20 protein-coding genes are annotated in these 21,319 nt (G+C 42.4%); 16 read left to right on the top strand and 4 right to left on the bottom strand.

The genetic code is table 11. The features are described 5' to 3' along the window. Positions 1 to 52: 52 nt before the first annotated feature. The 8 genes from ACFVAD_RS11970 to ACFVAD_RS11935 are packed head-to-tail and all read left to right on the top strand — an operon-like array spanning position 53 to position 9,264. A complete protein-coding gene (locus ACFVAD_RS11970; RefSeq protein WP_386639989.1) occupies positions 53 to 1,930 on the top strand; it encodes a beta-N-acetylhexosaminidase in 1,878 nt (625 codons plus the stop codon). Positions 1,931 to 1,944: 14 nt separating this feature from the next. After that, on the top strand, positions 1,945 to 2,646 hold the full coding sequence (locus ACFVAD_RS11965) for an N-acetylmannosamine-6-phosphate 2-epimerase (RefSeq protein WP_386640304.1): 702 nt from the start codon (positions 1,945 to 1,947) through the stop codon (positions 2,644 to 2,646). Positions 2,647 to 2,649: 3 nt separating this feature from the next. Then, the gene (locus tag ACFVAD_RS11960; RefSeq protein ID WP_386639986.1) at positions 2,650 to 3,186 is read left to right on the top strand and encodes an ROK family protein; all 537 of its coding nucleotides are present in this window, start codon (positions 2,650 to 2,652) and stop codon (positions 3,184 to 3,186) included. Then, positions 3,158 to 3,562, top strand: coding sequence for an ROK family protein (locus tag ACFVAD_RS11955; RefSeq protein WP_386639984.1), 405 nt, complete (start codon positions 3,158 to 3,160; stop codon positions 3,560 to 3,562). The genes ACFVAD_RS11960 and ACFVAD_RS11955 overlap by 29 nt, the downstream gene beginning before the upstream one ends. A gap of 1 nt (position 3,563) precedes the next feature. Further along, positions 3,564 to 5,144 carry an FAD-dependent oxidoreductase gene (locus ACFVAD_RS11950; RefSeq protein WP_386639982.1) on the top strand — a complete coding sequence of 527 codons (1,581 nt, stop codon included), beginning with the start codon at positions 3,564 to 3,566 and terminating at the stop codon, positions 5,142 to 5,144. A 28-nt stretch (positions 5,145 to 5,172) separates the two neighbouring features. Beyond that, positions 5,173 to 7,011: a glycoside hydrolase family protein gene (locus ACFVAD_RS11945; RefSeq protein WP_386639980.1), complete on the top strand. Its 1,839-nt coding sequence runs from the start codon at positions 5,173 to 5,175 to the stop codon at positions 7,009 to 7,011. Positions 7,012 to 7,034: 23 nt separating this feature from the next. Continuing rightward, complete coding sequence (locus tag ACFVAD_RS11940) at positions 7,035 to 8,594, top strand: hypothetical protein (protein WP_386639977.1); 1,560 nt, start codon at positions 7,035 to 7,037, stop codon at positions 8,592 to 8,594. A 52-nt stretch (positions 8,595 to 8,646) separates the two neighbouring features. Continuing rightward, positions 8,647 to 9,264 (top strand): SGNH/GDSL hydrolase family protein, encoded by a 618-nt coding sequence (locus ACFVAD_RS11935; protein ID WP_386639974.1) that lies wholly within the window; start codon positions 8,647 to 8,649, stop codon positions 9,262 to 9,264. Between the two features lie 269 nt (positions 9,265 to 9,533). Here the strand turns inward: ACFVAD_RS11935 and ACFVAD_RS11930 are convergent, their stop codons facing one another. Continuing rightward, positions 9,534 to 10,076 carry a hypothetical protein gene (locus tag ACFVAD_RS11930; protein WP_386639971.1) on the bottom strand — a complete coding sequence of 181 codons (543 nt, stop codon included), beginning with the start codon at positions 10,074 to 10,076 and terminating at the stop codon, positions 9,534 to 9,536. A gap of 159 nt (positions 10,077 to 10,235) precedes the next feature. After that, positions 10,236 to 10,850 carry a hypothetical protein gene (locus tag ACFVAD_RS11925; protein ID WP_386639968.1) on the bottom strand — a complete coding sequence of 205 codons (615 nt, stop codon included), beginning with the start codon at positions 10,848 to 10,850 and terminating at the stop codon, positions 10,236 to 10,238. Between the two features lie 182 nt (positions 10,851 to 11,032). Between ACFVAD_RS11925 and ACFVAD_RS11920 the strand changes: the two genes are divergently transcribed. The 6 genes from ACFVAD_RS11920 to yiaA all read left to right on the top strand — a co-directional run bounded on the left by ACFVAD_RS11920 (position 11,033) and on the right by yiaA (position 15,189). Next, positions 11,033 to 11,974 (top strand): VanW family protein, encoded by a 942-nt coding sequence (locus tag ACFVAD_RS11920; RefSeq protein WP_386639965.1) that lies wholly within the window; start codon positions 11,033 to 11,035, stop codon positions 11,972 to 11,974. A gap of 87 nt (positions 11,975 to 12,061) precedes the next feature. Beyond that, the gene (locus ACFVAD_RS11915) at positions 12,062 to 12,457 is read left to right on the top strand and encodes a VOC family protein (protein WP_386639962.1); all 396 of its coding nucleotides are present in this window, start codon (positions 12,062 to 12,064) and stop codon (positions 12,455 to 12,457) included. Positions 12,458 to 12,636: 179 nt separating this feature from the next. Next, positions 12,637 to 13,212, top strand: coding sequence for a bifunctional transcriptional activator/DNA repair enzyme AdaA (locus ACFVAD_RS11910; RefSeq protein ID WP_386639959.1), 576 nt, complete (start codon positions 12,637 to 12,639; stop codon positions 13,210 to 13,212). Further along, entirely contained in the window at positions 13,209 to 14,114 is a 906-nt protein-coding gene (locus ACFVAD_RS11905; protein ID WP_386639956.1) for a DNA-3-methyladenine glycosylase family protein, read from the top strand. Before ACFVAD_RS11910 ends, ACFVAD_RS11905 begins: the two co-directional genes overlap by 4 nt. Beyond that, complete coding sequence (locus ACFVAD_RS11900) at positions 14,107 to 14,592, top strand: methylated-DNA--[protein]-cysteine S-methyltransferase (protein WP_386639953.1); 486 nt, start codon at positions 14,107 to 14,109, stop codon at positions 14,590 to 14,592. Before ACFVAD_RS11905 ends, ACFVAD_RS11900 begins: the two co-directional genes overlap by 8 nt. Before the next feature lie 135 nt (positions 14,593 to 14,727). Further along, complete coding sequence (yiaA, locus tag ACFVAD_RS11895) at positions 14,728 to 15,189, top strand: inner membrane protein YiaA (protein ID WP_386639951.1); 462 nt, start codon at positions 14,728 to 14,730, stop codon at positions 15,187 to 15,189. A 53-nt stretch (positions 15,190 to 15,242) separates the two neighbouring features. Here yiaA and ACFVAD_RS11890 read toward each other — a convergent pair whose 3' ends face one another. Together ACFVAD_RS11890 and ACFVAD_RS11885 are read right to left on the bottom strand one after the other, a co-directional pair. Then, complete coding sequence (locus ACFVAD_RS11890; RefSeq protein WP_386639948.1) at positions 15,243 to 15,635, bottom strand: RidA family protein; 393 nt, start codon at positions 15,633 to 15,635, stop codon at positions 15,243 to 15,245. A 482-nt stretch (positions 15,636 to 16,117) separates the two neighbouring features. Beyond that, positions 16,118 to 18,154 carry a S9 family peptidase gene (locus tag ACFVAD_RS11885; protein ID WP_386639945.1) on the bottom strand — a complete coding sequence of 679 codons (2,037 nt, stop codon included), beginning with the start codon at positions 18,152 to 18,154 and terminating at the stop codon, positions 16,118 to 16,120. Positions 18,155 to 18,339: 185 nt separating this feature from the next. Here ACFVAD_RS11885 and ACFVAD_RS11880 point away from each other — a divergent pair, with 185 nt between their 5' ends. Both ACFVAD_RS11880 and ACFVAD_RS11875 read left to right on the top strand, forming a co-directional pair. After that, positions 18,340 to 20,160: a S9 family peptidase gene (locus tag ACFVAD_RS11880; protein WP_386639942.1), complete on the top strand. Its 1,821-nt coding sequence runs from the start codon at positions 18,340 to 18,342 to the stop codon at positions 20,158 to 20,160. 33 nt (positions 20,161 to 20,193) lie between these two features. Continuing rightward, positions 20,194 to 21,261: a DmpA family aminopeptidase gene (locus tag ACFVAD_RS11875; protein WP_386639939.1), complete on the top strand. Its 1,068-nt coding sequence runs from the start codon at positions 20,194 to 20,196 to the stop codon at positions 21,259 to 21,261. Positions 21,262 to 21,319 lie beyond the last annotated feature (58 nt).

Here is a 21,319-nt window from a genome sequence, read left to right as displayed (position 1 = left end):
AGGCTTTGCTGTGCTTGATGATCGTTTGTAAAAATGAGAAGGGGTGTCTTCTATGCAAATCAATATAATGGGTGAGCCGAAGATTTTACAAGGATTAAACCATTTATCAGAAGAGTTGAACTTAGAGTTACATGAAAAAGGTTATCCGATTACTGTCACGCAAAGGGTAGGTCCGATCCTGATCGTCAATAAAGGTGGAAAAGGAGAAATCTTCTATCAGGAAACTATACATTTCTATCGTGCTATTGGTTTGTGGTTGGAAAATTACAAGAAGAAAGGCGAATTTGAACTAACAGAAGAGCCCCAATTTCAAACCAGTGGTGTGATGTTGGATGTTTCCAGAAATGGCGTCTTAAAAATTGATGAAGTTAAGGGACTGCTTAGGAAGATGGCGATTATGGGATTAAATGTCGTTATGCTTTATACAGAGGATACATATGAAGTTCCGGACTATCCCTATTTTGGCTATATGCGCGGGAGATATAGTGAAGCTGAACTGAAGGTTTGCGATGAATATGCAGATATCTTTGGCATTGAAATGATCCCTTGCATCCAAACTCTTGCACATTTGGCGATGGCATTGAAATGGGGCTACGCATCAGAAATCAGGGACACTGCTGATATTTTACTTGCAGGGGATCCCAAGACATATCATTTTATAGAAAGTATGATTAAGGCTGCCTCAAGCCCCTTCAAGTCAAACCGCATCCATATCGGGATGGACGAAGCACATCAGCTTGGATTAGGGCGTTATTTAGATCTGAATGGCTATGAGAATCGGTTTGAAATCATGAATCAACATTTAGATAAAGTTGTATCCATCGCAGAGCGCCATGGGCTGAAACCAATGATCTGGAGTGATATGTACTTCCGTCTGGGTTCTAAACATGGAGAATACTATGATGAAAATGTACACATTCCAAAAGAGGCCATTGACTCCATTCCGGAAAATGTCCAGCTTGTGTACTGGGATTATTATCATGAAAATGAGGATTTCTATCTCTCATTTATTCAAAAGCATAAAGATCTGGGAAGCGATACGGTTTTTGCCGGGGGAGCCTGGACCTGGAACGGGATATCCCCGAATTACGGCAGGGCATTCAAGACAACGGAGGTCGCATTGACAGCATGTAAGAAGGAGGGTCTACAAGAAGTCTTTACGACCTTATGGGGGGACAATGGAGCGGAAACCCCGCTTACAACGGCTCTGCCTGTGATGCAACTTTTTGCTGAACATACTTACAGCGAAACAGTAGAGAAAGAGCGATTAGCTGAGCGTTTCCACTTTTGTACCGGTAATCGTTTAGATGATTTTCTCCTTTTAAATCGGTTGGATGAAACACCCGGCGTTGTGGAGGATAACTTGCGTTCTTCGAATGCTTCCAAGTTTTTATTGTGGCAGGATGTTCTGATCGGATTATTTGATGAAAATATCCGAGGGTTGGATATGAATCTGCATTATAAACAGCTTGTACGCGAATTAAAGGCTGCCAAGGAAAGGAACCCCCGCGCGTCTCTTTTATTTGGTTTCTATGAGAAATTGGCGAATGTTTTGAGTGTGAAGTCAGAAATGGGTATCCGAATAAAGGATGCATATGACCATCAGGATAAAGAGACAACATCATCTTTGCTAAGAGAAATGCAAGAGCTGATTAAAGAGGTTGAGGCACTGCATTATAAACATAGGGAAGTGTGGTTTTCCTTAAATAAACCATTCGGTTGGGAAGTAATCGAGCTTCGCTATGGTGGACTCGTAGCCCGGTTGAACACTGCACATTTCCGTATTCAGCAATGGATTGAAGGTGAGATTGATAAAGTGGAAGAATTGGAGGAAAAGAGGCTGAAGCATGATGGGCCTAATGGGATTGCTGAAGGCTCTTTAGGAAACCACTACTATCATCGGATTGTCACGGCAGGCAATATTATTTAGGGAGATTGGAGGTGATTTACATGCACCCCTTGCTGAAGAAGGTTAAAGGAGGCTTGATCGTCTCCTGTCAGGCACTCGATAATGAACCACTATTCGGTTCTGAAACAATGAAAAAAATGGCAATGGCAGCAATGATGGGCGGAGCTGTCGGCATAAGGGCCAATACAGGCGCTGATATTATTGAAATGAAAAAAGCAGGTATATCGCCTGTTATCGGATTAGTAAAAAGAGACTACCCTGATAGTGAAATCTATATCACTCCAACAATGAGGGAGGTAGATGAAGTCGTCGGGGCAGGTGCGGATATCATTGCCTTCGATGCAACGGGGAGAGTCCGGCCCAATGGTCTATCGCTTTCTCAATTTGTTGAACAAATCAAGAAGAACCATCCAGGCCATTTGTTAATGGGAGATATATCGACTCTGGAAGAGGGGATGTTTGCAGCGCAATTAGGGCTCGATATGATCTCGACCACTCTTTGTGGATACACCCCATTTACAAGTCATTATGAATCATTCAATAAAGAGTTGTTAGTTGAGCTTATTTATAAAACGGATGTACCTGTCATAGCAGAGGGTAGGGTTGATACCCCTGAGCTTTGCGCAGAATGTATCCGATTAGGTGCACATGCCGTTGTTGTTGGATCTGCCATTACCAGGCCACAATTGATTACAAAACGGTTTGTTACTGAAATGCCTGATATAAAGGACGTGTAGGCGTTGAATACGATTGGTGTTGACATAGGTGGAACAAAGGTGAAGGCAGGCATCATCGATCAAGATGGTCACCTCTTGACCCAAATAGAAGAAAAGACAAACAAGCAAGATTTAAAAACTCAATTATTATCTATGGTTGAGTGTCTTCTAAAGCAAGGGCACTGTGAGATTCAGGGAATAGGAATCGCAACGGCAGGTAGGGTGAATGTGGAGGAGGGCCTCATTCATTTTGCAACATCCAATTTACCAGGGTGGACGGGAACTAGAGTCAGGGAGTTGGTCGAAGAACGTTTCGGGTTACCCGCGGTGGTAGATAATGATGCGAATTGTGCAGCGTATGCAGAAATGGAAATAGGCTCTGCTACCCAAGACAGACATTTCATCTGCATCACGTTAGGGACAGGTATTGGTGCAGGAATCATCATAAATGGAAAGTTGCACCGTGGTGAAAATGGTGGTGCCGGAGAAATTGGCCATATGGTTTTTGAGCCAGGCGGAAGGCTATGTAACTGTGGAAAAAGAGGGTGTTGGGAGCAATAATGTTTCTGGTACAGCTTTATCCTTGGATATAAAAGAACAGGGTGGTTTATTGAAGGGAAACATCCGTCCTGACGAGCTTTTCAAGCTTGCATATGAAAATCATCCGATTGCTGTCCCAATTATTGACCGCTATATTACAAACCTAGCCATTGGCATGGTTTCTCTACAAAATATCCTGGGGATAGATTGTTTTGTAATAGGTGGAGGAGTAATAAATTCAAGTCAATACTGGTGGAAACAATTATTGACTAATTTAAACGAGGTTACAGATCAGCCTCCATTGGTAAGAAAAGCAATGTTAAAGAATGATGCAGGAATGCTGGGTGCCGCATTGTTGGCAAGGGAAAATGCGACGAACAAACGAAGGGGTGAATAAAATGCCGGTTTATCGAGAGTTACAGGCAGATCTTATTATTATTGGTGGGGGGCTTGGTGGGTGTGCAGCTGCATTATCAGCACTGCAATCAGGTAAAACCGTTATTTTGACGGAGGAAACCGAATGGATTGGTGGACAAATAACGAGCCAAGGTGTGCCGCCGGATGAACATCCATGGATAGAAAGCTTCGGTGCCACTAAAAACTACCGGAAATTCCGCAGAAAAATCAGGGAGTACTATTTGAATCACTTCCCGGTGAAGAATAGCCAGAGGATAAGCGACCGATTCAACCCTGGTAATGCAATTGTAAGTTCAATCAGTCACGAACCACGAGTGGCTTTGCGTGTGCTATATGATATGTTGGCACCATATCTATCAAGTGGAAAACTCAGGCTGTTAATGGAATATAAAATTAAAGATTCAGAAACTGAAAACGATCAAGTCCTTACAGTTACCGTTCATCATACGATAACAGGTCATACACTCCTCTTAAAGGGCAAGTACTTTTTGGATGCAACCGAATTGGGTGACGTATTGCCCCTTGCCAATGTGGAGTATGTCATTGGTGCGGAATCACAAGCGGAGACAGGCGAAGCCCATGCACCAGAGGGTCCGGCAGAGCCCTTCAATATGCAGGCTTTCACTTATTGCTTTGCAATCGATTATATCGAGGGTGAAGATCATACCATTGAAAAACCTGCTCAATATGACTATTGGAAAAGTTATCAGGCAGAATTTTGGCCTGCAAAGCAATTAAGCTGGTGGGGTGTGGTCCCTCATACATTGGAACCAATTGAATACTCATTCTTTTATGAGCCGGACCGTTTTTCGCTATGGAATTACCGCAGGATAATCGATAAATCAAATTTTGAACCAGGAACGTTCCACAGTGATATAACCATAGTCAATTGGCCGCAAAATGATTATTGGTTAGGTCCTATCATTGATGTGACGGAAGAAGAGAAGGAAAAGCATTTAGCCTCTTCAAAACAATTAAGCCTATCCCTGCTATATTGGATGCAAACGGAAGCACCTCGTCCTGATGGAGGGACCGGTTATCCGGGTATCAGGTTAAGAAAAGATGTTTTAGGTACCGAGGATGGGTTGGCCAAATACCCGTATGTACGAGAATCGAGAAGAATCAAGGCAGTATATACAGTCAAAGAACAGGATATAAGTGGTGAAATAGAAGGGAAGGATCGTGCAACATTTTTTGAGGATAGTGTCGGAATTGGCTGCTATCGACTAGACCTTCATCCAAGCACAGGATTGAATACATATATTGATATTTCCGCACATCCATTCCAGATTCCCCTTGGCAGCTTAATACCAGTACGAGTCCGGAATTTGTTGCCTGCCAGTAAAAATATCGGAACCACTCATCTTACAAATGGCTGCTATCGACTTCATCCCGTGGAATGGAATATCGGAGAAGCGGCTGGCCATCTGGCTGTATATTGTATGGACCATAGCACCGCCCCTCATGAAGTGAGAAACAATGAACAATTATTAAGGGATTACCAGACACGGTTAGTGAAGGCGGGTATCGAACTGGAGTGGCCGGGAATTCATAAAGTATGAGTAAGAATAAGAATGGAGTGGAATAGCATTGATCGCTCTAGTTGACAAAAGTGAAAAAATGAAAAACCTAGTGAACTTCACCAATCACTTTTCTGACCCTGAACAACTCTTAAATCAAAATCTATTACAATATAAGTTTATTTTTATCAATGGGAATGTAAATGGAATTCCCTTGAAATTATCCTATGAACTTCTTGAAAAGCTATGGTCCTTTGTGGAGCAAGGTGGCATCCTTTATGGCGAACTAATCAATTGTGAAGACTTTCCGGCTTCTCGGCTTTTTGGGTTCAAGCAGGATTTTACAGTGACCAATCGACGTCTGGAGAAGTTAGTCATTGATAGTGACCACTTTGGAAAAAAGGGGAAATTGCTCGAATGGCATGGTCCCTTTTTAACAGGTTTTACCTTCGATACAGAAAGGATATTGGATATCGGTCATTTTAAAGAAACTCACAGGACGGAAGCTGAAGGGAACTATCCTGGAATCATCGTGAAAAAACATGTTGAAGGGAAAGCGGTTTTTTCCACGTTTTCCTTTTTAAGCAGTGAGCAGAACTGGACGCTACGGCCATACTGGTTATGGAACGAGGTTGTGAATTTCCTGCAATCCGAACATCACTTGCCGATACAGCCCATACAACCGGTCATTCAACTATCAAAGTATAAAGATATTAATCTAACCATTGAACAAGGAGTGAATTGGTTTTTATCTTCAGGGATTTTGCCGAAAGAAGATGGAAGTCATGGGGTGTATGAAAATGTCCATTCGATCCGAAGTGATATAAGTAAGGATTTAAGGCCGGATTGTCATGCCCATACTGCTCTATTATTTTATTTGTATGGGGAATATACGAAGGAAAACAAATGGTTGGAGATATCCGATAATTTACTGACTTATTTGTTCCAAGCGGGCTATCAGGATACGGATGAAAATTCAGTCACATATGGTTTTTGGAAATGGTTCCAAAGTCCAAAAATCAAACCGGACCAGATATTCTCCGATGATAATAGCTGGGTAGCACTCGTCCTTTTATACCTTTATCGAAAAACAGGGAAAACGGAATATAAAAATAGGGGACTATCAACAGCTTATGCACTATTAAACACACAAAATGTAAATGGATTGCGCCCGGAATGTATCCGTGAAAAAGAATTATTGGACAACGAAAAAGTGTATTTTCAACATTCAACATCAGTCAGCATGAATCCGCATTTTGAATCGATCGTCCACGCTGCATTTATTCAAGCCTATTACGTTTCAAATGATGAAAAATTCCTACAGATTGCTCATCGAGGGACAATGACTTTGCTTGAAAATAAAAGAGATCTAAAGTTTATGTATAGCAAAACAGCTGGTTACAGCAGATTCCTTTTATCATTGGCCCAAATGTACAAGGTAACAAAGGATGAGACAATCCGCCATGGCTTATATGAAGTCCTGGAATACTTATTTGAAAATCAGCATGAACTCGGCGGTATCGAGGAAAGCGATAATCCAGATCCAGAACGATATGGAACGGAGGATACTGGTGTTTACCGTTCGAATAATGAAGGTATTGCCGATCAGTTATATACAAATAATTTTTTGCTTGTGAATGCTTGGGAGGCTTATAAAGCAACTGGAGACCCGGCAGTCAAAGAAAAGTATGAGAAGTTGGTACAGTTTATTGCTTCTATTCAAATCACTTCCCCAAAAGAACAATTTGATGGTGGGTGGATGCGATCCTTCCACATGGAAAGTACAGAATATTTTGGCAATAACGGCGATACAGGTTGGGGTGCATATGTGATAGAGAGTGGCTGGACCAATGCCGTCATACTTTCAGGACTGATTTTAAAAGAACTGGATCAGTCGTTGTTGGATTGATGGAAAAAGTGTGGAGGGTGAACATGTCGGTTATTCAATGCACCATTTTAAATGATGAGATACCTATTAAGTTTGCTAAAGAAGAGTTAAACAAATATGCAGGGCAGGTTCAACATCCCATCACGTATTCGTTTGTATTGGGGTTGGAGGAAGATTTTATCCGGAAGGGTTTAATCGATCAGTCTACTCTTGAAGGTGGAACCGATGCCTTCCAGCTGCTAGAAAAAGAAAGCGAGATTTATGTTATCGGATCAAATCCGCGGTCGGTGCTTTTTGGTATTTATCATGCATGTAAAAAACTTTTTGGGTATAAGTGGGTCAGCTTCATATCTGATGAAAATATAGAATGGAAAGGTTTCGGAGCTCCTGAGATAAAAAGCGGGAAAATGAAAAGAAGAGGTCTCGTTGTTGAAAATTATGATGATACTACCTTTCTTCTGCAGTTAATCGATTGGGCGGCGAAACATAAAATAAATGAACTTTTTTTCACCATCATGCTATGGGATAAAGTAAAGCATACAGTCGCAGATGAGATAAAAAAACGTGGGCTGACCATCACACTTGGTGGGCACAGCATGCATTATTTAATCAAGGACATATCCCATTCGAAGAGCAAGCAGGTTGATTTTACTGATGATGGCTGGAAGAGTTTAATGATCAGTAAGATCAAGGGTTATTGTGAAGAAACGGATTCGATAAAACGACTATCCTTATGGCCAGCCGATATCGGGATTAAAGATAATCAGGATTTTTTAACACATTATATTGAATTCATCGAACAGATTCATAAGCATATTCCAGATATTCAAGTCGAGCATATCGCATACAATGCGGGATTATCGTGGGAGATGTTAGAGCTCCAAGATGAATCTGCCAGCTCAAAAACAGTAGATACTTTATATGCATTTTGGGGAAGGAATTATAATCAGTCCTTTAAGAAGGAAGATAGAGCATATAAAGCATTCCAAAAATGGTGTGATTCAACCAAAGCCAACCAAAGGCAATTGGCGGTTTTTGAATATTATAGTGATCACTTTATGTTTGGCGACCTGTTCCCACCTTTATTTCACAGGATTCGCGAGGATATGGAGCTATATTCCGGTATGGGTATCGAACATATTGTCAATCTTATTGTCCCTTATTTCCCAAAGGAAAACCCTATGGAAATGGATGATCAATATCCATGGAAGCTGATGCAATTAATGAATAGTTATTTCTTCGCCAGATTAGCTTGGGGAGATCCTTATGAAGTCGTTGAAGAAGACTTCTATTCCATATTTGAAAACCATCAGACTGAAGTTAAACAAGCACTTAATAAACTAGAAGGATTACTTTCAGAGGTTTCAAAATGGAATGTGCCATTGTTTCCGAGTCGGCTGATTGATCCAGAAAAAGTGGAGATGCATGATGACTTCCATTTAATTATCAAAGATATTAAACAGTGGAAATCAGATATTGACCCATTAAAGTTGAATGATGTGAATGAAATTACGGATCCGTATAGCTTGGTTGCTTTTTATATAAATTATATTAGTGAAAAATTAGGGGAGTATTTATGCAAGTGGGAAGAAAAAGCTGATTAGAGGGTAGATCAACATCGGAATGGTTTAGCTTTCTTTATTAGGGGGAGAATGCATGAAACAAAGAATTGTGTTTATTGGTGACAGTATTACATGGTGGGGAATTAGTGAGGGCGATGATATCGGTACCGGGTATGTACGCCTACTTCATGATTATTTAAAAGTTACTTATCCAGAGCGGGAATTGGAGATTATCAATAAAGGAATTAGTGGGCATAGGGTAATTGACTTAGCCGAAAGGTGGGATAGGGATGTAATTTGTTTGCAGCCGGATATTGTTTCTATCTCGATCGGTATCAATGATGTTGCGAGGCAGTTTGATTCTCCAGATATCGAACATATGTATCCAGAGCGTTTCGAGGAGGTTTATGACTCCCTCCTTAAAGCTGTCAAGGAGAAAACAGGTGCCAGTATCGTATTGATGGAACCAACGGTCATTAAAGAAAATATTCAAAGTGAAGGGAATAATATCCTTAAATCCTATGTTACCATCACTCATAAATTAGCTGAAAAGTATAATGCAACCGTCGTCCCGACACATAAAGCATTTATTGGGGTGTTGGAGTCGGGTAGCGGCCTTCCTCTCACAAATGATGGTGTCCATATGACCACTATGGGAAATATGTTAATGGCAAAAACGTGGATTCAGGCAACAAAGTCACTATTAGGTTAGGAAAGAGAGCCATTCGTTTACTTTCAAGGTTCATTGATATAGTAATTCTTTATTCGGTAGGATACTTCATTTCGAATAGTCTCATACGGATTCGGAATTCTTCAAGGAATTAGGCAGTGCAGCTGCCAACCGAGCACATAAAGAGAAAGCCAAGGAAGAAAAAGCATCCAAGAACCAAGGGGAATGGAATGGGATGAATTAATCTTTGTTAATAAAAGAATGAAAAAGCCTTCATTCCCAAACTAAACGGGAATGAAGGCTTTTTTGCATTATTTAAACTCGATCAATACTGGATGCTGCTCCTCAAACTCCATATCATCCCAAGAAAATACATGTAATAGCATTTCAATGTTTTCTTCAATTGCTGGAAGATCACCTTCGTAATTTTGGATGGTTAGTACTGAATCAGCTAATTTGCCACCGGAGATTTCTGTGCTCATGAATAGCATGTTTTCTTCCACCATTTTTCCATCAGCAGATACTTCTCTTGCTTGGATTTCGATGGTGTCGGCTCTTTTATTTTCCACTTCGAAAGTCACATCAATTTTTTCTTCGTCCCATTCTTTATCTACAATTTTTTCCACGCTGATCAACGTGGCTTTGATGTTTTCGTTGTCGACAATCACCTTGTTGAACTCTTGCTTGGAATTCTCATCCTCCGGTTCTTCAGCTGCTTTTTCTTCGGTTGCTTTTGCATTTTCGTTTGCGGAGGTTACATTTTCAACTTCCTTTTCTTGTACTTCTGTATCTCCACATGCTGCAATAATGCCGGCAACTGCCAACAGCATGGATAATAAAAGAATTTTCTTCATGATGTCTTCCCCCTATTGTAAAAATTTTGCACGAGAAATATTGTAACATGAAAGCAAAAATTATTTTACAAAAACATTTCAAGAGTGTTACAGTAATTATTTCCAATAAATTGGATAAAAAGAGTGTGCCTTCGAAACAAAGGCACACTCTTGCGATATTTATTCGTTCATGTCGTCAGGGAAGACCGTTTCGTCAAACACTTCTTCTGTTTCCTTATCCTGAACCATGATTTTTACTTTATTATCCTCAGGCTTTGCGCCATCGTATATTTGATACATCATGCCGCCAAAGCCTAATGTGAATGTGGCAAATGCATCCATGCTGTTTTCATACGCAGCTTTGTCCACAATCATCGTGAACTCGGTAAGAGAATCGTTAAATGTGACGTCTTGGATGGAAACATATTCTTCGCTTGTTTTCATCTCTTCGATGGCTTCCGTGATCCCTTGCTTCATTTCAGCAAGCATTTCTTTGTGTTGTGCTTTGCTCATCTTGTAAGTAACAGAGCCATCATCATTCTTTGTAGCCTTGATTCCTTCAGCCTCTGCTTCAGCAACAGCATCATCTATATTTTCACCTTCAAACATAGAAGCTGGAATGGTTACTTCCACATTGAATAATCCCTTATCTACACTTGCTGTATCTTCTTTACTTTCAGAGGTATCTTGTTCTTGCATTTTCTCTGATTCCACAGCCTCTTTTTCTTTATCAGAAGAACATGCAGCTAGTATCATCATAGCGGCTAAAAGCATTAACATAGTTAACTTTTTCATTTTATTACCCCCTACATTTTGTAAAAATCCCTTAACAAGTGTAACGTCATATACATTTTCTTGCAATAATTTAAACTTGGGGAAATATTGGATGAAATGCAGAAAAAGAAAGTGAGTTTTAACAAAAATCTCATTAAAGTATCTCCACTTGCTCATACTAATTTTGGGAGGGAGAGCGACTTATGATACAAATTTGGTTAGCAGGTCTATTATTATTGGCTCAGCCTGTGGAGCACGTTGACAACCGCTTAACGGTCACCCAACAGGGGCAGGAGATTTCCATTATGAACCGTGAGAATTTCACGATGCCACTTCCAGGAACACCACTGATCAACGATAAAAAATACGACGAGTTTATTGAAAAATTAGATCAGAAAATTTACCGTGCTCCCCAAAATGCTGTGATTAACGACCAGGGCGGAATCGACCCGGAACAGGTAGGCTACAGACTGGATCGACAGTTGTTTAAGGAAAAGTTTTATGAATATTTTTATAGCAATGGTCCTTCAGAGGTGGAAGTGCCTCTAGCGGAGGTATATCCAAAGGTCGATAGTGAGCTGCTTGCTGATATTCGAATAAAACAGATTGGTCAATATGTTACATATTTTAATTCTTACAATAAAAGTCGTTCTCATAATATATTTCTTGCCGCAGAAGCAATTGATAATCATGTTATTTTCCCACATGAGACATTTTCCTTTAACAAAGTGGTAGGCAAAAGAACGCTGGAGAAAGGGTACCTCCGTGCGCCGATCATTGTGAGAGGGGAATTGTCAGAGGGTGTAGGCGGAGGTATTTGTCAGGTGTCATCCACCTTGTTTAATGCTGTGGATCGGGCCGGGTTGAAAATTGTTGAGCGTTACTCCCATAGCAGGAACGTCCCTTATGTTCCAGCAGGACGTGATGCAACGGTAAGTTGGTATGGACCTGACTTTCGTTTTCAAAACCAATACAATCAACCGATATTGATTCGCGCAAAACGATATGGGGGTTCCATGATTGTGAAGCTTTACTCTTCTGATGTGATCAATTATGAACCCCGAGTGGTTCCGAGTGCCGATTCTCAATTACCAAAAGAAATTAATGTTGAGCAAGAAACATACGAGGTAACCCCTGAAAGATAACACTATCGAATCGAAAAGAAGGATATCCCTCTCTTTAAAAAGAATACTTCTAGTGAAGAAAATATGAACTAGTGTGGAGGGATTAACATGGGAAGACTGGTACATTTCGAAGTCCATGTAGATAACATGGAGCGTGCAATGAAGTTCTATGGCGAGGTGTTCGGATGGAAGTTTGAGGATTGGACGGACTATGCGGGAATGCCATATTTCGGCGCAGTGACCGGTGATGCGAATGAGCCTGGGGTCAATGGTGCCCTGATGCAGCGTAGAGGTCCTGCACCTGAAGCCAACCAGCCTATGAACGGATATTCCTGCACGATGGGCGTGGTGGATTACGAAGCAACAGAGAAACTTATTCTCGAGCATGGCGGCAAGGTGGCCGTACCGAAGTATGCCCTGCCAGGAATGGCGTGGCAAGGGTATTATGTGGACACAGAAGGAAATGTCTTTGGCGTTCATCAGCCTGATGAAAATGCGAAATAGGTAACAAACAAGGGGACGGTTCTCTGCTTCCGAAGCAGAGAACCGTCCCCTTGTTTCTTCTCCAGACCATAAGAGCAAGAATGAGGTCGAAGTGGCTATTCGTTACTTGTTAAAATAAAATATAAGAAGGAGAGCTAAAAGCAATAGCAAGAACTAAACCAGGAAGGATGGGGAACAGGATGGCGGCTAGTATAAATCTTTCTTTTGAAGAAATGTGGGAGAAAATTATTGCCTGTGACAGTAAATATGATGGGCTCTTTTTTACGGCAGTGAAAACAACCAAAATCTACTGCCGTCCTTCCTGTAGATCGAGGAAGCCGAAGAAAATAAACGTGGAATTCTATCATGACATCAATGAAGTGGAAAAGGCCGGCTTTCGTGCCTGCAAAAGATGCCAGCCAAAATCTGATCATTCTCCACATATTGAACTTGTCAGAAAGGTCATTTCCTTTTTGGTTAATCAATATAAACAAAAGCTGGAATTACAGGATATTGCAGAACACGCAGGTGTAAGTGCCTATTATCTTGAACGGCAATTTAAACAGGCAACTTCCGAAACTCCTCGTTCCTATCTGGAGAAAATCAGGATTGATAAAGCGGCTCATCTTCTAAAAAACACAGATCAAACAAATCTTGAGATCTGCTATGAGGTTGGATTTCAAACCCCTTCCAATTTTTATAAAGTGTTTCGTCGTTTGCAAAATTGTTCGCCCAGTGAATATCGCTCCCTGATAAGAAAAGAGATGCAGCAATGAATTGGATTGACAATGGCTCATCCATTGAAATTTATCCACCGATGGATTTCAATTTTAAAGAGTGTCTCGTGTTTTTAGGACGGTCTGAGCAAGAAGTATTGCATCAAATAAGAGATGGTTATTTTTATAAACTGATAAAAATAGATGGCGAATCGGTATTGTTGGAAATTGGGGAAACCAAAGACTCCATTCGAGTAGAATTCCCAAGCAGTAGCCCAGATCCAGGTGTACGTGAAAGAGCCGCTTCCTATGTATGGGAATACTTTGATATGAATCAAGAGTTGGGAAGCTTTTATGAAATGACTGATAAAGATAAGGTTTTACAGAAAATCGTCCAAAAATATCGCGGCTTAAGGATTATTTGTATTCCGGATTTATTTGAAGCGCTGACTTGGGCTATTATTGGGCAGCAAATCAATTTAGCATTTGCTTATACGCTAAAAAAACGATTTGTTGAACACTTCGGAGAATGTCTCACTTTTGAAGGAAACACCTACTGGTTATTCCCTGAATTTGAAACAATAGCACATATAGAAATAGAGGATTTAAGAAAACTCCAGTTTACCTCAAGGAAAGCGGAATATATTACGGGAGTTGCTAAAGCTATGTCAAGCGGCCAAATAACGAAAGAAGCTTTGCTGCAACAAGATTATCAGCACGTGAAGAAATCATTAATGGCAATCAGGGGTGTTGGAGCTTGGACGGCGGATTATGTGATGATGAAATGCTTACACCATCCCGCTGCATTTCCGATAGCGGATGTCGGTCTTCATCAGGCAATAAAGCATCAATTGGGGCTTGAACGTAAACCGACAATGGAGGAAATAGAGGAGATGTCAACAAATTGGGCAGGATGGCAAGCGTATGCCACCTTTTATCTATGGAGGTCCTTATATGAGTAACAGGCTACATACAATAGATTACGAATCACCGATTGGGGTTCTTGAAATAACGGGAACAGAAGAAGTTATCTGTTCGATCATGTTTGACGAGCGGGATAGAAAAGTAAATCCTATTCAAGAGGACACACCAAAGGTTTTAGCGCTTTGCAGTAATCAGCTTGATGAGTATTTTAAAGGGGAGCGGAGTGAATTTACATTCCCCTACAAATTTGAGGGAACAGCCTTTCAAAAAACAGTGTGGAACGCATTAATAGGAATACCCTACGCCAAAACAGGATCCTATAAAGATATTGCTGTTTCAATCGGCAATGAAAAAGCCATCAGAGCTGTCGGAAGTGCAAACGGTAGAAACAGGTTAAGCATCGTGATCCCTTGTCATCGAATTATCGGCTCAAACGGAACATTAACAGGCTATGCAGGTGGATTATGGAGAAAAGAATGGCTCCTGAACCATGAAAGGACTTTTCATAAAGACTGACAAACAAGGGGACGATTCTCTGCTTCCGAAGCAGAGGGCCGTCCCCTTGTTTGGTTGCAAAATATACTTTATATTCCAACGATGTAAAAATGTTATAATAAATCTGAATGTATTGACAATAAAGGGGAGAGTCAAATGGAGGAAAACCCATTAGTGAAAAGAGATGAAAAGGCAGCTAGGGTGAAGGTGGAAAGAAAAGAAGGGGAGCCGACTGCGGCCTTTAAGGGGGCCAGTTGGGCGGCACTAGCGGTAGGTGTTTCTGCTTATCTGATCGGGCTGTTCAATGCCACCATGGAGCTGAATGAGAAAGGGTACTACTTCGCTGTATTGGTATTCGGACTCTATGCAGCCGTATCCCTGCAAAAAGCAGTGAGGGATAAAGAGGAAGGGATTGCTGTAACCGGTATCTATTACGGCCTTAGCTGGCTTGCAGTTATTATCTCTATTTCCTTGATGGCGATCGGATTATATAATGCGGGAAGTATTATTTTGAGTGAAAAAGGGTTTTATGCGATGGCGTTTGTGCTGAGTTTATTTGCTGCGATCACGATCCAGAAGAATATCCGGGACACGCAATTGGCTAGAGAGAAGGATTAAGATAGGCAAAAAGGTTCCCGCACTCCGTTTGGTGCAGGAACCTTTTTGCTACATTAATCGATCTCCTGGCATGCCCACGCATCAATTTCAACTTTAAGTGTCGGAGCTGCAAGTGCGACGACATACAGCAATGTCGTACAAGGAATGTGGTCGCCAAGAAAGTCTTTGACTATTTTTCTTCTTTTGTCCGTGTCAAATTCTCCTGCCAGGTAAAAGACCAGTTTAGTCAGATCTTGAATTCCCATATCGGCGGCCTCAAGATTCCTTTTTATATTGTCCAATGCCAATTCCAATTGCTCCAATGGCTCTTCCGGGACGGATCCATCCAGGGTCATGCCGATTTGACCGGATAAGGTCAGCCATCTGGTTGGTCCGGTCACTTCCATTTGGTGGACATAGGAGCCGACCGGTGGGTGAATGGTTTCTGGGTTTCTAGCGGTTTTCATCCAATCAATCCTTTTCAATTTTTGATTAAAAAGAGATTGGGTATCAATTTCTCCCAATCTCTCTCGTTTTTATAGCGTATTTTTGCAGGGATCTTTAACTTTTTTGCCCTCAGTGGAGAAGCTGTTGTGCCTGGATAGGCTGGTAAAATGGAGGTTGTTAGAATGATTGTGAAATTTGTTAGAATGTTGGGCCAAGTTGTTAGAATGATTCCGGATTGTGTTAGAATGTTCAGCTTATCTGTTAGAATGATGGACAAAATTGTTAGAATGCCCTTGAATACCTAGGTGTAAGTCTGGGGGGTATACTGTAATTCTACTAAATTCGTCATTTATTCTACCAAACAGTCCAATTATTCTACCAAGCACCTCAGTTATTCTACCAATTGGCTCGTTTTTTCTAGCAAATCAAATTCAGAGCTACTCCGAACAAAGTGGTGGCCGGGTCTACTGCTTCGAAAGCAATAAAACCGCCCAACCGAACCTTATTCCGCAGAACCAACTGCCTCTTTAATCGAACCCTCTTGTTGAACCAGTCTATCATCAAACCACCCGATCAAATGCTGCAAGCGCTCCAAGCGGTGCTTCGGCTTACCGGAACGTGACAAATCATGATTCTCATCCGGGAAGCGAACGAGCTTCGTTTCCACACCTAGACGTTTCAAGGCGATATACCATTGCTCCGCCTGTTCCATCGGGCAACGTAGGTCCTGTTCGCTGTGCAGGATCAGAGTCGGCGTTTTGACATTACGTGCATGGTGAAGAGGGGAGATTTCGAGCAGTTTTACTGCGTCCTCCCATAGATCCGCATGTCCGTGCTGCCATTCGGTGAAGAAGAAGCCGATGTCGCTTGTTCCGTAGAAGCTGTGCCAGTTGCAGATGCTGCGCTGGGTGACGGCTGCTTTGAAACGGTCGGTGCGGGTGACGATGACGTTGGTCATATAGCCGCCGTAGCTTCCGCCTGTCACGAATTGCTGCTCGTGATCAATGTAGTTGAAGTTTGCCAGGGCGTAGTCTGCTCCTGCCATGATATCCTCATAATCCATGCCGCCGTAATCCCCGATGACAGCGTTCACGAAGTCGTGGCCATAGCCATGGCTGCCTCGTGGATTTGTGTAAAGGACGACATATCCTTTTGAAGCCATCAGCTGCATTTCATGGTGCAGGCCATTTCCATAGGCGGTTGCCGGTCCACCGTGAATCTGAAGGATCATCGGATATTTCTTGCCTTCTTCAAATCCATAAGGCTTTAACACCCAGCCTTCGATTTCCTTGCCATCTGTGCTTGGATATTTGAAGTTTTCTGGAGTGCTTAAATGAATCTCACTATAGAGCGCTTCGTTCCAATCCGTTAACTTCTCTACATTTGACACATCATTCAGGTCCTGAACCACCAGGTCACCTGTGGAGTGAGGGGTAGCAAGAACCAATACTGCCTGATCGTCATTCACGATATCGTAGGAAGTGACCACTCCATCAGCAGGGGAGAGGGCTTTTGAAACTTCTCCTTCGATGCTTACCTTGAACAATTGGCAATCCCCGCCGACAGTGGCATGGAAGTAGATGTTTGAATTATTGGAATCCCAGACCAATCTTGGCTCGGCCGTGTCATACTTTGCATCGACCCCAACAAGATTTCCGACTGTGTAATCGAAGCTTTCCGTCAGGTTTTTGACGGCACCGGATTCTACTGAAATCAGAAGAACATTCGCATTCCCCTGGCTTCTTTCGCCGCGGTCATGACCTGCCACTGCCAGCCATCTGCCGTCTGGAGATACGGAAGGCGCCATCACGTAGCCGTTTGCCTGATAAAATAGGGACTCATCTTTTGCTTCAATATCGTACTTCCAGATGGCAGGTAGGTAGCCCCATTCTTTGTCCTCTGCCTTTGTTCCGATATAGAACAGGTTTTTCCCATCCGGAGTGAACCGAGGCTGGCCAAAGTCATGCTCGCCATCTGTAACCTTTGTATAGGACTTCGCATCGATATCAAAAAGATACACATGCTTGCGGTCCTCATTATAGATTCCAACTCCGTCCCCTTTATAGCGAAGTCTTGTAATCACCTTCACGTCGCTTTGTTCTTCTTTTTTCTCTTCCTTATCGGTTGATAGCTTCAGCTCGCCGCTGATGGTCAGGGCAAGCTGCTTTCCGTCCGGAGACCAGACAAATTCCCCGATTCCCTGCTTGACGTCTGTCAGCTGAACCGCTTCGCCGCCGTCCGTATGTAAAAGCCAAACCTGATTCTTACCTGTACGGTTGGAGCGGAAGGCAATCGCTTTTCCATCCGGTGACCACTTCGGAGCCACATCTTTTACTAGGCTATCCTTGGAATAATGTGAAGTGAACTGTCTGCCTTCGCCTTTTAAATCTGAAATAAAGATGGAAGAATAATAGCCATCCTTCTCCTTATCAACCTGAGTCAGGACATAGGCCACCTTGTCCTTGCCGGGGGATACTTTCGGGTCGCCGACAAACTTGAATTTACATAGGTCTTCTGCTGTAATAGGACGTTTCGTCATTTTTACATACCTCCATATTTGAAAACTATGAATCTATCATAGCATTTCGTGAGGCGAAATAAAATATTATTTTTTAGACATTTCAGTATTTTAGGAAAATATAATAAAGGATTTCATATATTTAGAAGTATTTTCTAAATCCGTGACGAATATATAGAAAGACTAAATGAATGGAGGGTATGAAAATGTCTACAGTAAACAGAAATGTGAAGCAATATCGGGTTGAGGAGTTATTGAATTCAGAGGCGATCTACCATAATTCCATCTCATATGATGGTAGTCATGTATTGTATTCCAGTGATAAAAGTGGGGTGTTTAATGCGTATGCTGTCCCGATATCCGGTGGGAATCCAACGATGCTGACCGATTCAGTCGACGATGCAGTAGATGCCATCTCTTATTTTCCGAATGACAATCGATTCCTTTATCTGCAGGATAAGGGAGGAAATGAGATCTTACATATTTTTGTCAGGGAAGAGGATGGTTCTGCGAAGGAACTGACTACAGGAGAACAGGAACGTGCGGAATTTTATGGATGGGCCAATGACGGGAAAAGTTTTTTCTATGGTTCCAATAAACGGGATCCCATGTTCATGGATGTGTATGACATGGATATAGAAACCTATCAATCTAATTTACTTTTTGAAAACAACGATGGCTATAATTTTGGAGCAATCTCAAAGGATAAAATTCATATCGCTTTTCAGAAGGTTTCCAATGCCAACAATTCCAATATGTATGTGTATAATCGAAAATCCGATGAAATGAAACTTCTTAGTGATCATGAGGGGGACATAAAATACAGCCCGAAGACCTTTGATGAAACATCCACTTATCTGTATTTCCTGACCGATGAAAGTTCGGAGTTCCTCGAGTTGAAAAAGATGGAGTTTGCGACAGGTATAACTGAGCTGGTCGCCAGTGAACCGTGGGATATTGAGCGTGCGTTTTTCTCCAAAAACAGCCGTTTTCTTGTTTATTCCATCAACAATGATTCAAAGACGGAAGTAAAGGTGGTGGAGGCCCAAAGTGGGGAAGTACTCGACATGGAAGGCTTACCGGAAGGGCAAATATCCGAAGTGACGGTTTCTGGGGATGAAAGGCTGATCAGTCTTTCGATTAATAGCTCTACGGCTCCAACGAATATATATGTCTATGAAGTGGTTGGAAAAAAGGTGACGAAATTGACGGATACCCTCCATCCGGATGTGCAGGAGGAAGACTTGGTAAAAGCGGAGATTGTCCGGTTTCCATCCTTTGATAATCTCGAGATTCCAGCCATTCTGTATCGACCGCACCAAGCCTCGGTTGAAAAGGTGCCAGCCCTTGTATGGGTGCATGGAGGTCCAGGCGGGCAATCAACTGTCGACTATAATCCGCTGCTGCAATATTTGGTTAACCACGGCTTTGCCATTTTGGCAGTCAATAACCGCGGAAGCTCCGGCTATGGCAAAACCTTTTTCAAAGCGGCCGACCTGAAACATGGAGAAGTGGATCTGGCAGATTGTGTGGAAGGGAAAAATTATCTGAAAACACTGGAATGGATCGATCACGATAAAATCGGTATTATGGGCGGAAGCTATGGTGGCTACATGGTGCTGGCGGCTTTGGCATTCCGTCCAGAGGAGTTCAAGGTAGGGGTCGATATTTTTGGAGTGACCAACTGGGAACGCACATTGAAGAGCATTCCTGCCTGGTGGGAATCCATGAGAGATGCCCTGTACCAGAAGCTCGGCAATCCATACGAAGATGTAGAGTATATCCGAAGCATATCCCCTGTTTTTCACGCAAATCGGATTAACAAGCCAGTCATCGTTCTCCAAGGGGCTAACGATCCACGAGTTCTGCAGGTGGAATCGGATGATATGGTCGAGGAATTGCGGAAAAATAATATTCCGGTTGAGTACGTCGTTTTCCCGGACGAGGGCCATGGATTTTCTAAAAAAGAAAACCGTATTACGGGATACCTTGCTATTTTGGAGTTTGTGGACAGCCATTTAAAATAAGAGGGAAAATTTAAAGCTAACAGGAGAGATTCCATGCTCAACCAAAAAAGAATTCGGGATTACGGAGTCAAAATCGGAAGAATGGACACAGGGCACAATAACGCCATTACAGATGTAGAAGGAGTCACAGTCGGTCATGTGACCCTGAGCGATGGAAAGATGCAAACTGGAGTGACCGCCATTTTGCCGCACCAAGGAAACATCTATAAAGAAAAGCTGATTGCCGCAAGCCATGTGATAAACGGATTCGGAAAAACGATGGGGACGATTCAGATGGCGGAGCTGGGTACATTGGAAACACCGATTATTCTGACCAATACATTAAATGTCGGGACAGCAGCAGATGCGTTGATCGACTACACGCTGGAGCGAAACCCGGAAATCGGCCGGACTACCGGAACCGTCAATCCAATCGTCGGGGAATGCAACGATATGTTTTTGAATGATATAAGGGAAAAGTTCGTGAAGCCGGGGCATGTTCTTCAAGCACTTGAACATGCCTCAACGGAATTTAAGGAGGGAGCGGCAGGTGCTGGGACAGGCATGCTCTGCTACTCCATGAAAGGGGGCATCGGTTCTGCATCCCGGATCATGGAAATGAAGCATGGAAAGTACACAATGGGTGTTCTAGTGTTAACGAATTTTGGGATATTGGAGGATCTCAGGATTAATGGCAAGGCAGTCGGCCAAGAGTTGGCAGATGCAATGGAACAGTCTTACAAGGATAAGGATGAAGGCTCCATCATGATAATCGTTGCAACCGACCTCCCAGTATCGGAAAGGCAGCTGAATCGGATCATCAAGCGGTCTGTCACCGGGTTATCAAGGACAGGTTCCATCATTACAACCGGAAGTGGCGAAGTTGTCATAGGCTTCTCGACTGCAACCAGGATCCCCCATGAAAAACCGGAGCACCGCCTATCATTGCCGATGATTCATGAAGAGGATATCGATCTTGCCTTCAGGGCAGTGGGGGAAGCGACGGAAGAGGCAATTTTGAATTCACTTGTTACAGCAGAGTCTGTGGTGGGACGGGATGGCAATGTGCGGCCTGCATTAAAGGATTTAATCGAGGAGTTTACTCTTTCTTTAATTCAGTGATAAAAACAAGTGTGAACAGGCGATGCGATGTTTATAATGTAGATGGAGCAACTATTAT

The organism is Sutcliffiella sp. NPDC057660 (assembly GCF_042800035.1).
Classification (GTDB): domain Bacteria; phylum Bacillota; class Bacilli; order Bacillales; family Bacillaceae_I; genus Sutcliffiella_A.
This window is presented reverse-complemented; position numbering and strand designations above follow the sequence as displayed.

Excerpts from the sequence above, each read along its gene's own strand:
- ACFVAD_RS11970 (WP_386639989.1), top strand. The coding sequence starts at position 53 with ATGCAAATCAATATAATGGGTGAGCCGAAGATTTTACAAGGATTAAAC.
- ACFVAD_RS11950 (WP_386639982.1), top strand. The coding sequence starts at position 3,564 with ATGCCGGTTTATCGAGAGTTACAGGCAGATCTTATTATTATTGGTGGG.
- ACFVAD_RS11940 (WP_386639977.1), top strand. The coding sequence starts at position 7,035 with ATGTCGGTTATTCAATGCACCATTTTAAATGATGAGATACCTATTAAG.
- ACFVAD_RS11935 (WP_386639974.1), top strand. The coding sequence starts at position 8,647 with ATGAAACAAAGAATTGTGTTTATTGGTGACAGTATTACATGGTGGGGA.
- ACFVAD_RS11930 (WP_386639971.1), bottom strand. The coding sequence starts at position 10,076 with ATGAAGAAAATTCTTTTATTATCCATGCTGTTGGCAGTTGCCGGCATT.
- ACFVAD_RS11925 (WP_386639968.1), bottom strand. The coding sequence starts at position 10,850 with ATGAAAAAGTTAACTATGTTAATGCTTTTAGCCGCTATGATGATACTA.
- ACFVAD_RS11920 (WP_386639965.1), top strand. The coding sequence starts at position 11,033 with ATGATACAAATTTGGTTAGCAGGTCTATTATTATTGGCTCAGCCTGTG.
- ACFVAD_RS11915 (WP_386639962.1), top strand. The coding sequence starts at position 12,062 with ATGGGAAGACTGGTACATTTCGAAGTCCATGTAGATAACATGGAGCGT.
- ACFVAD_RS11910 (WP_386639959.1), top strand. The coding sequence starts at position 12,637 with ATGGCGGCTAGTATAAATCTTTCTTTTGAAGAAATGTGGGAGAAAATT.
- ACFVAD_RS11905 (WP_386639956.1), top strand. The coding sequence starts at position 13,209 with ATGAATTGGATTGACAATGGCTCATCCATTGAAATTTATCCACCGATG.
- ACFVAD_RS11900 (WP_386639953.1), top strand. The coding sequence starts at position 14,107 with ATGAGTAACAGGCTACATACAATAGATTACGAATCACCGATTGGGGTT.
- yiaA (WP_386639951.1), top strand. The coding sequence starts at position 14,728 with ATGGAGGAAAACCCATTAGTGAAAAGAGATGAAAAGGCAGCTAGGGTG.
- ACFVAD_RS11890 (WP_386639948.1), bottom strand. The coding sequence starts at position 15,635 with ATGAAAACCGCTAGAAACCCAGAAACCATTCACCCACCGGTCGGCTCC.
- ACFVAD_RS11885 (WP_386639945.1), bottom strand. The coding sequence starts at position 18,154 with ATGACGAAACGTCCTATTACAGCAGAAGACCTATGTAAATTCAAGTTT.
- ACFVAD_RS11880 (WP_386639942.1), top strand. The coding sequence starts at position 18,340 with ATGTCTACAGTAAACAGAAATGTGAAGCAATATCGGGTTGAGGAGTTA.
- ACFVAD_RS11875 (WP_386639939.1), top strand. The coding sequence starts at position 20,194 with ATGCTCAACCAAAAAAGAATTCGGGATTACGGAGTCAAAATCGGAAGA.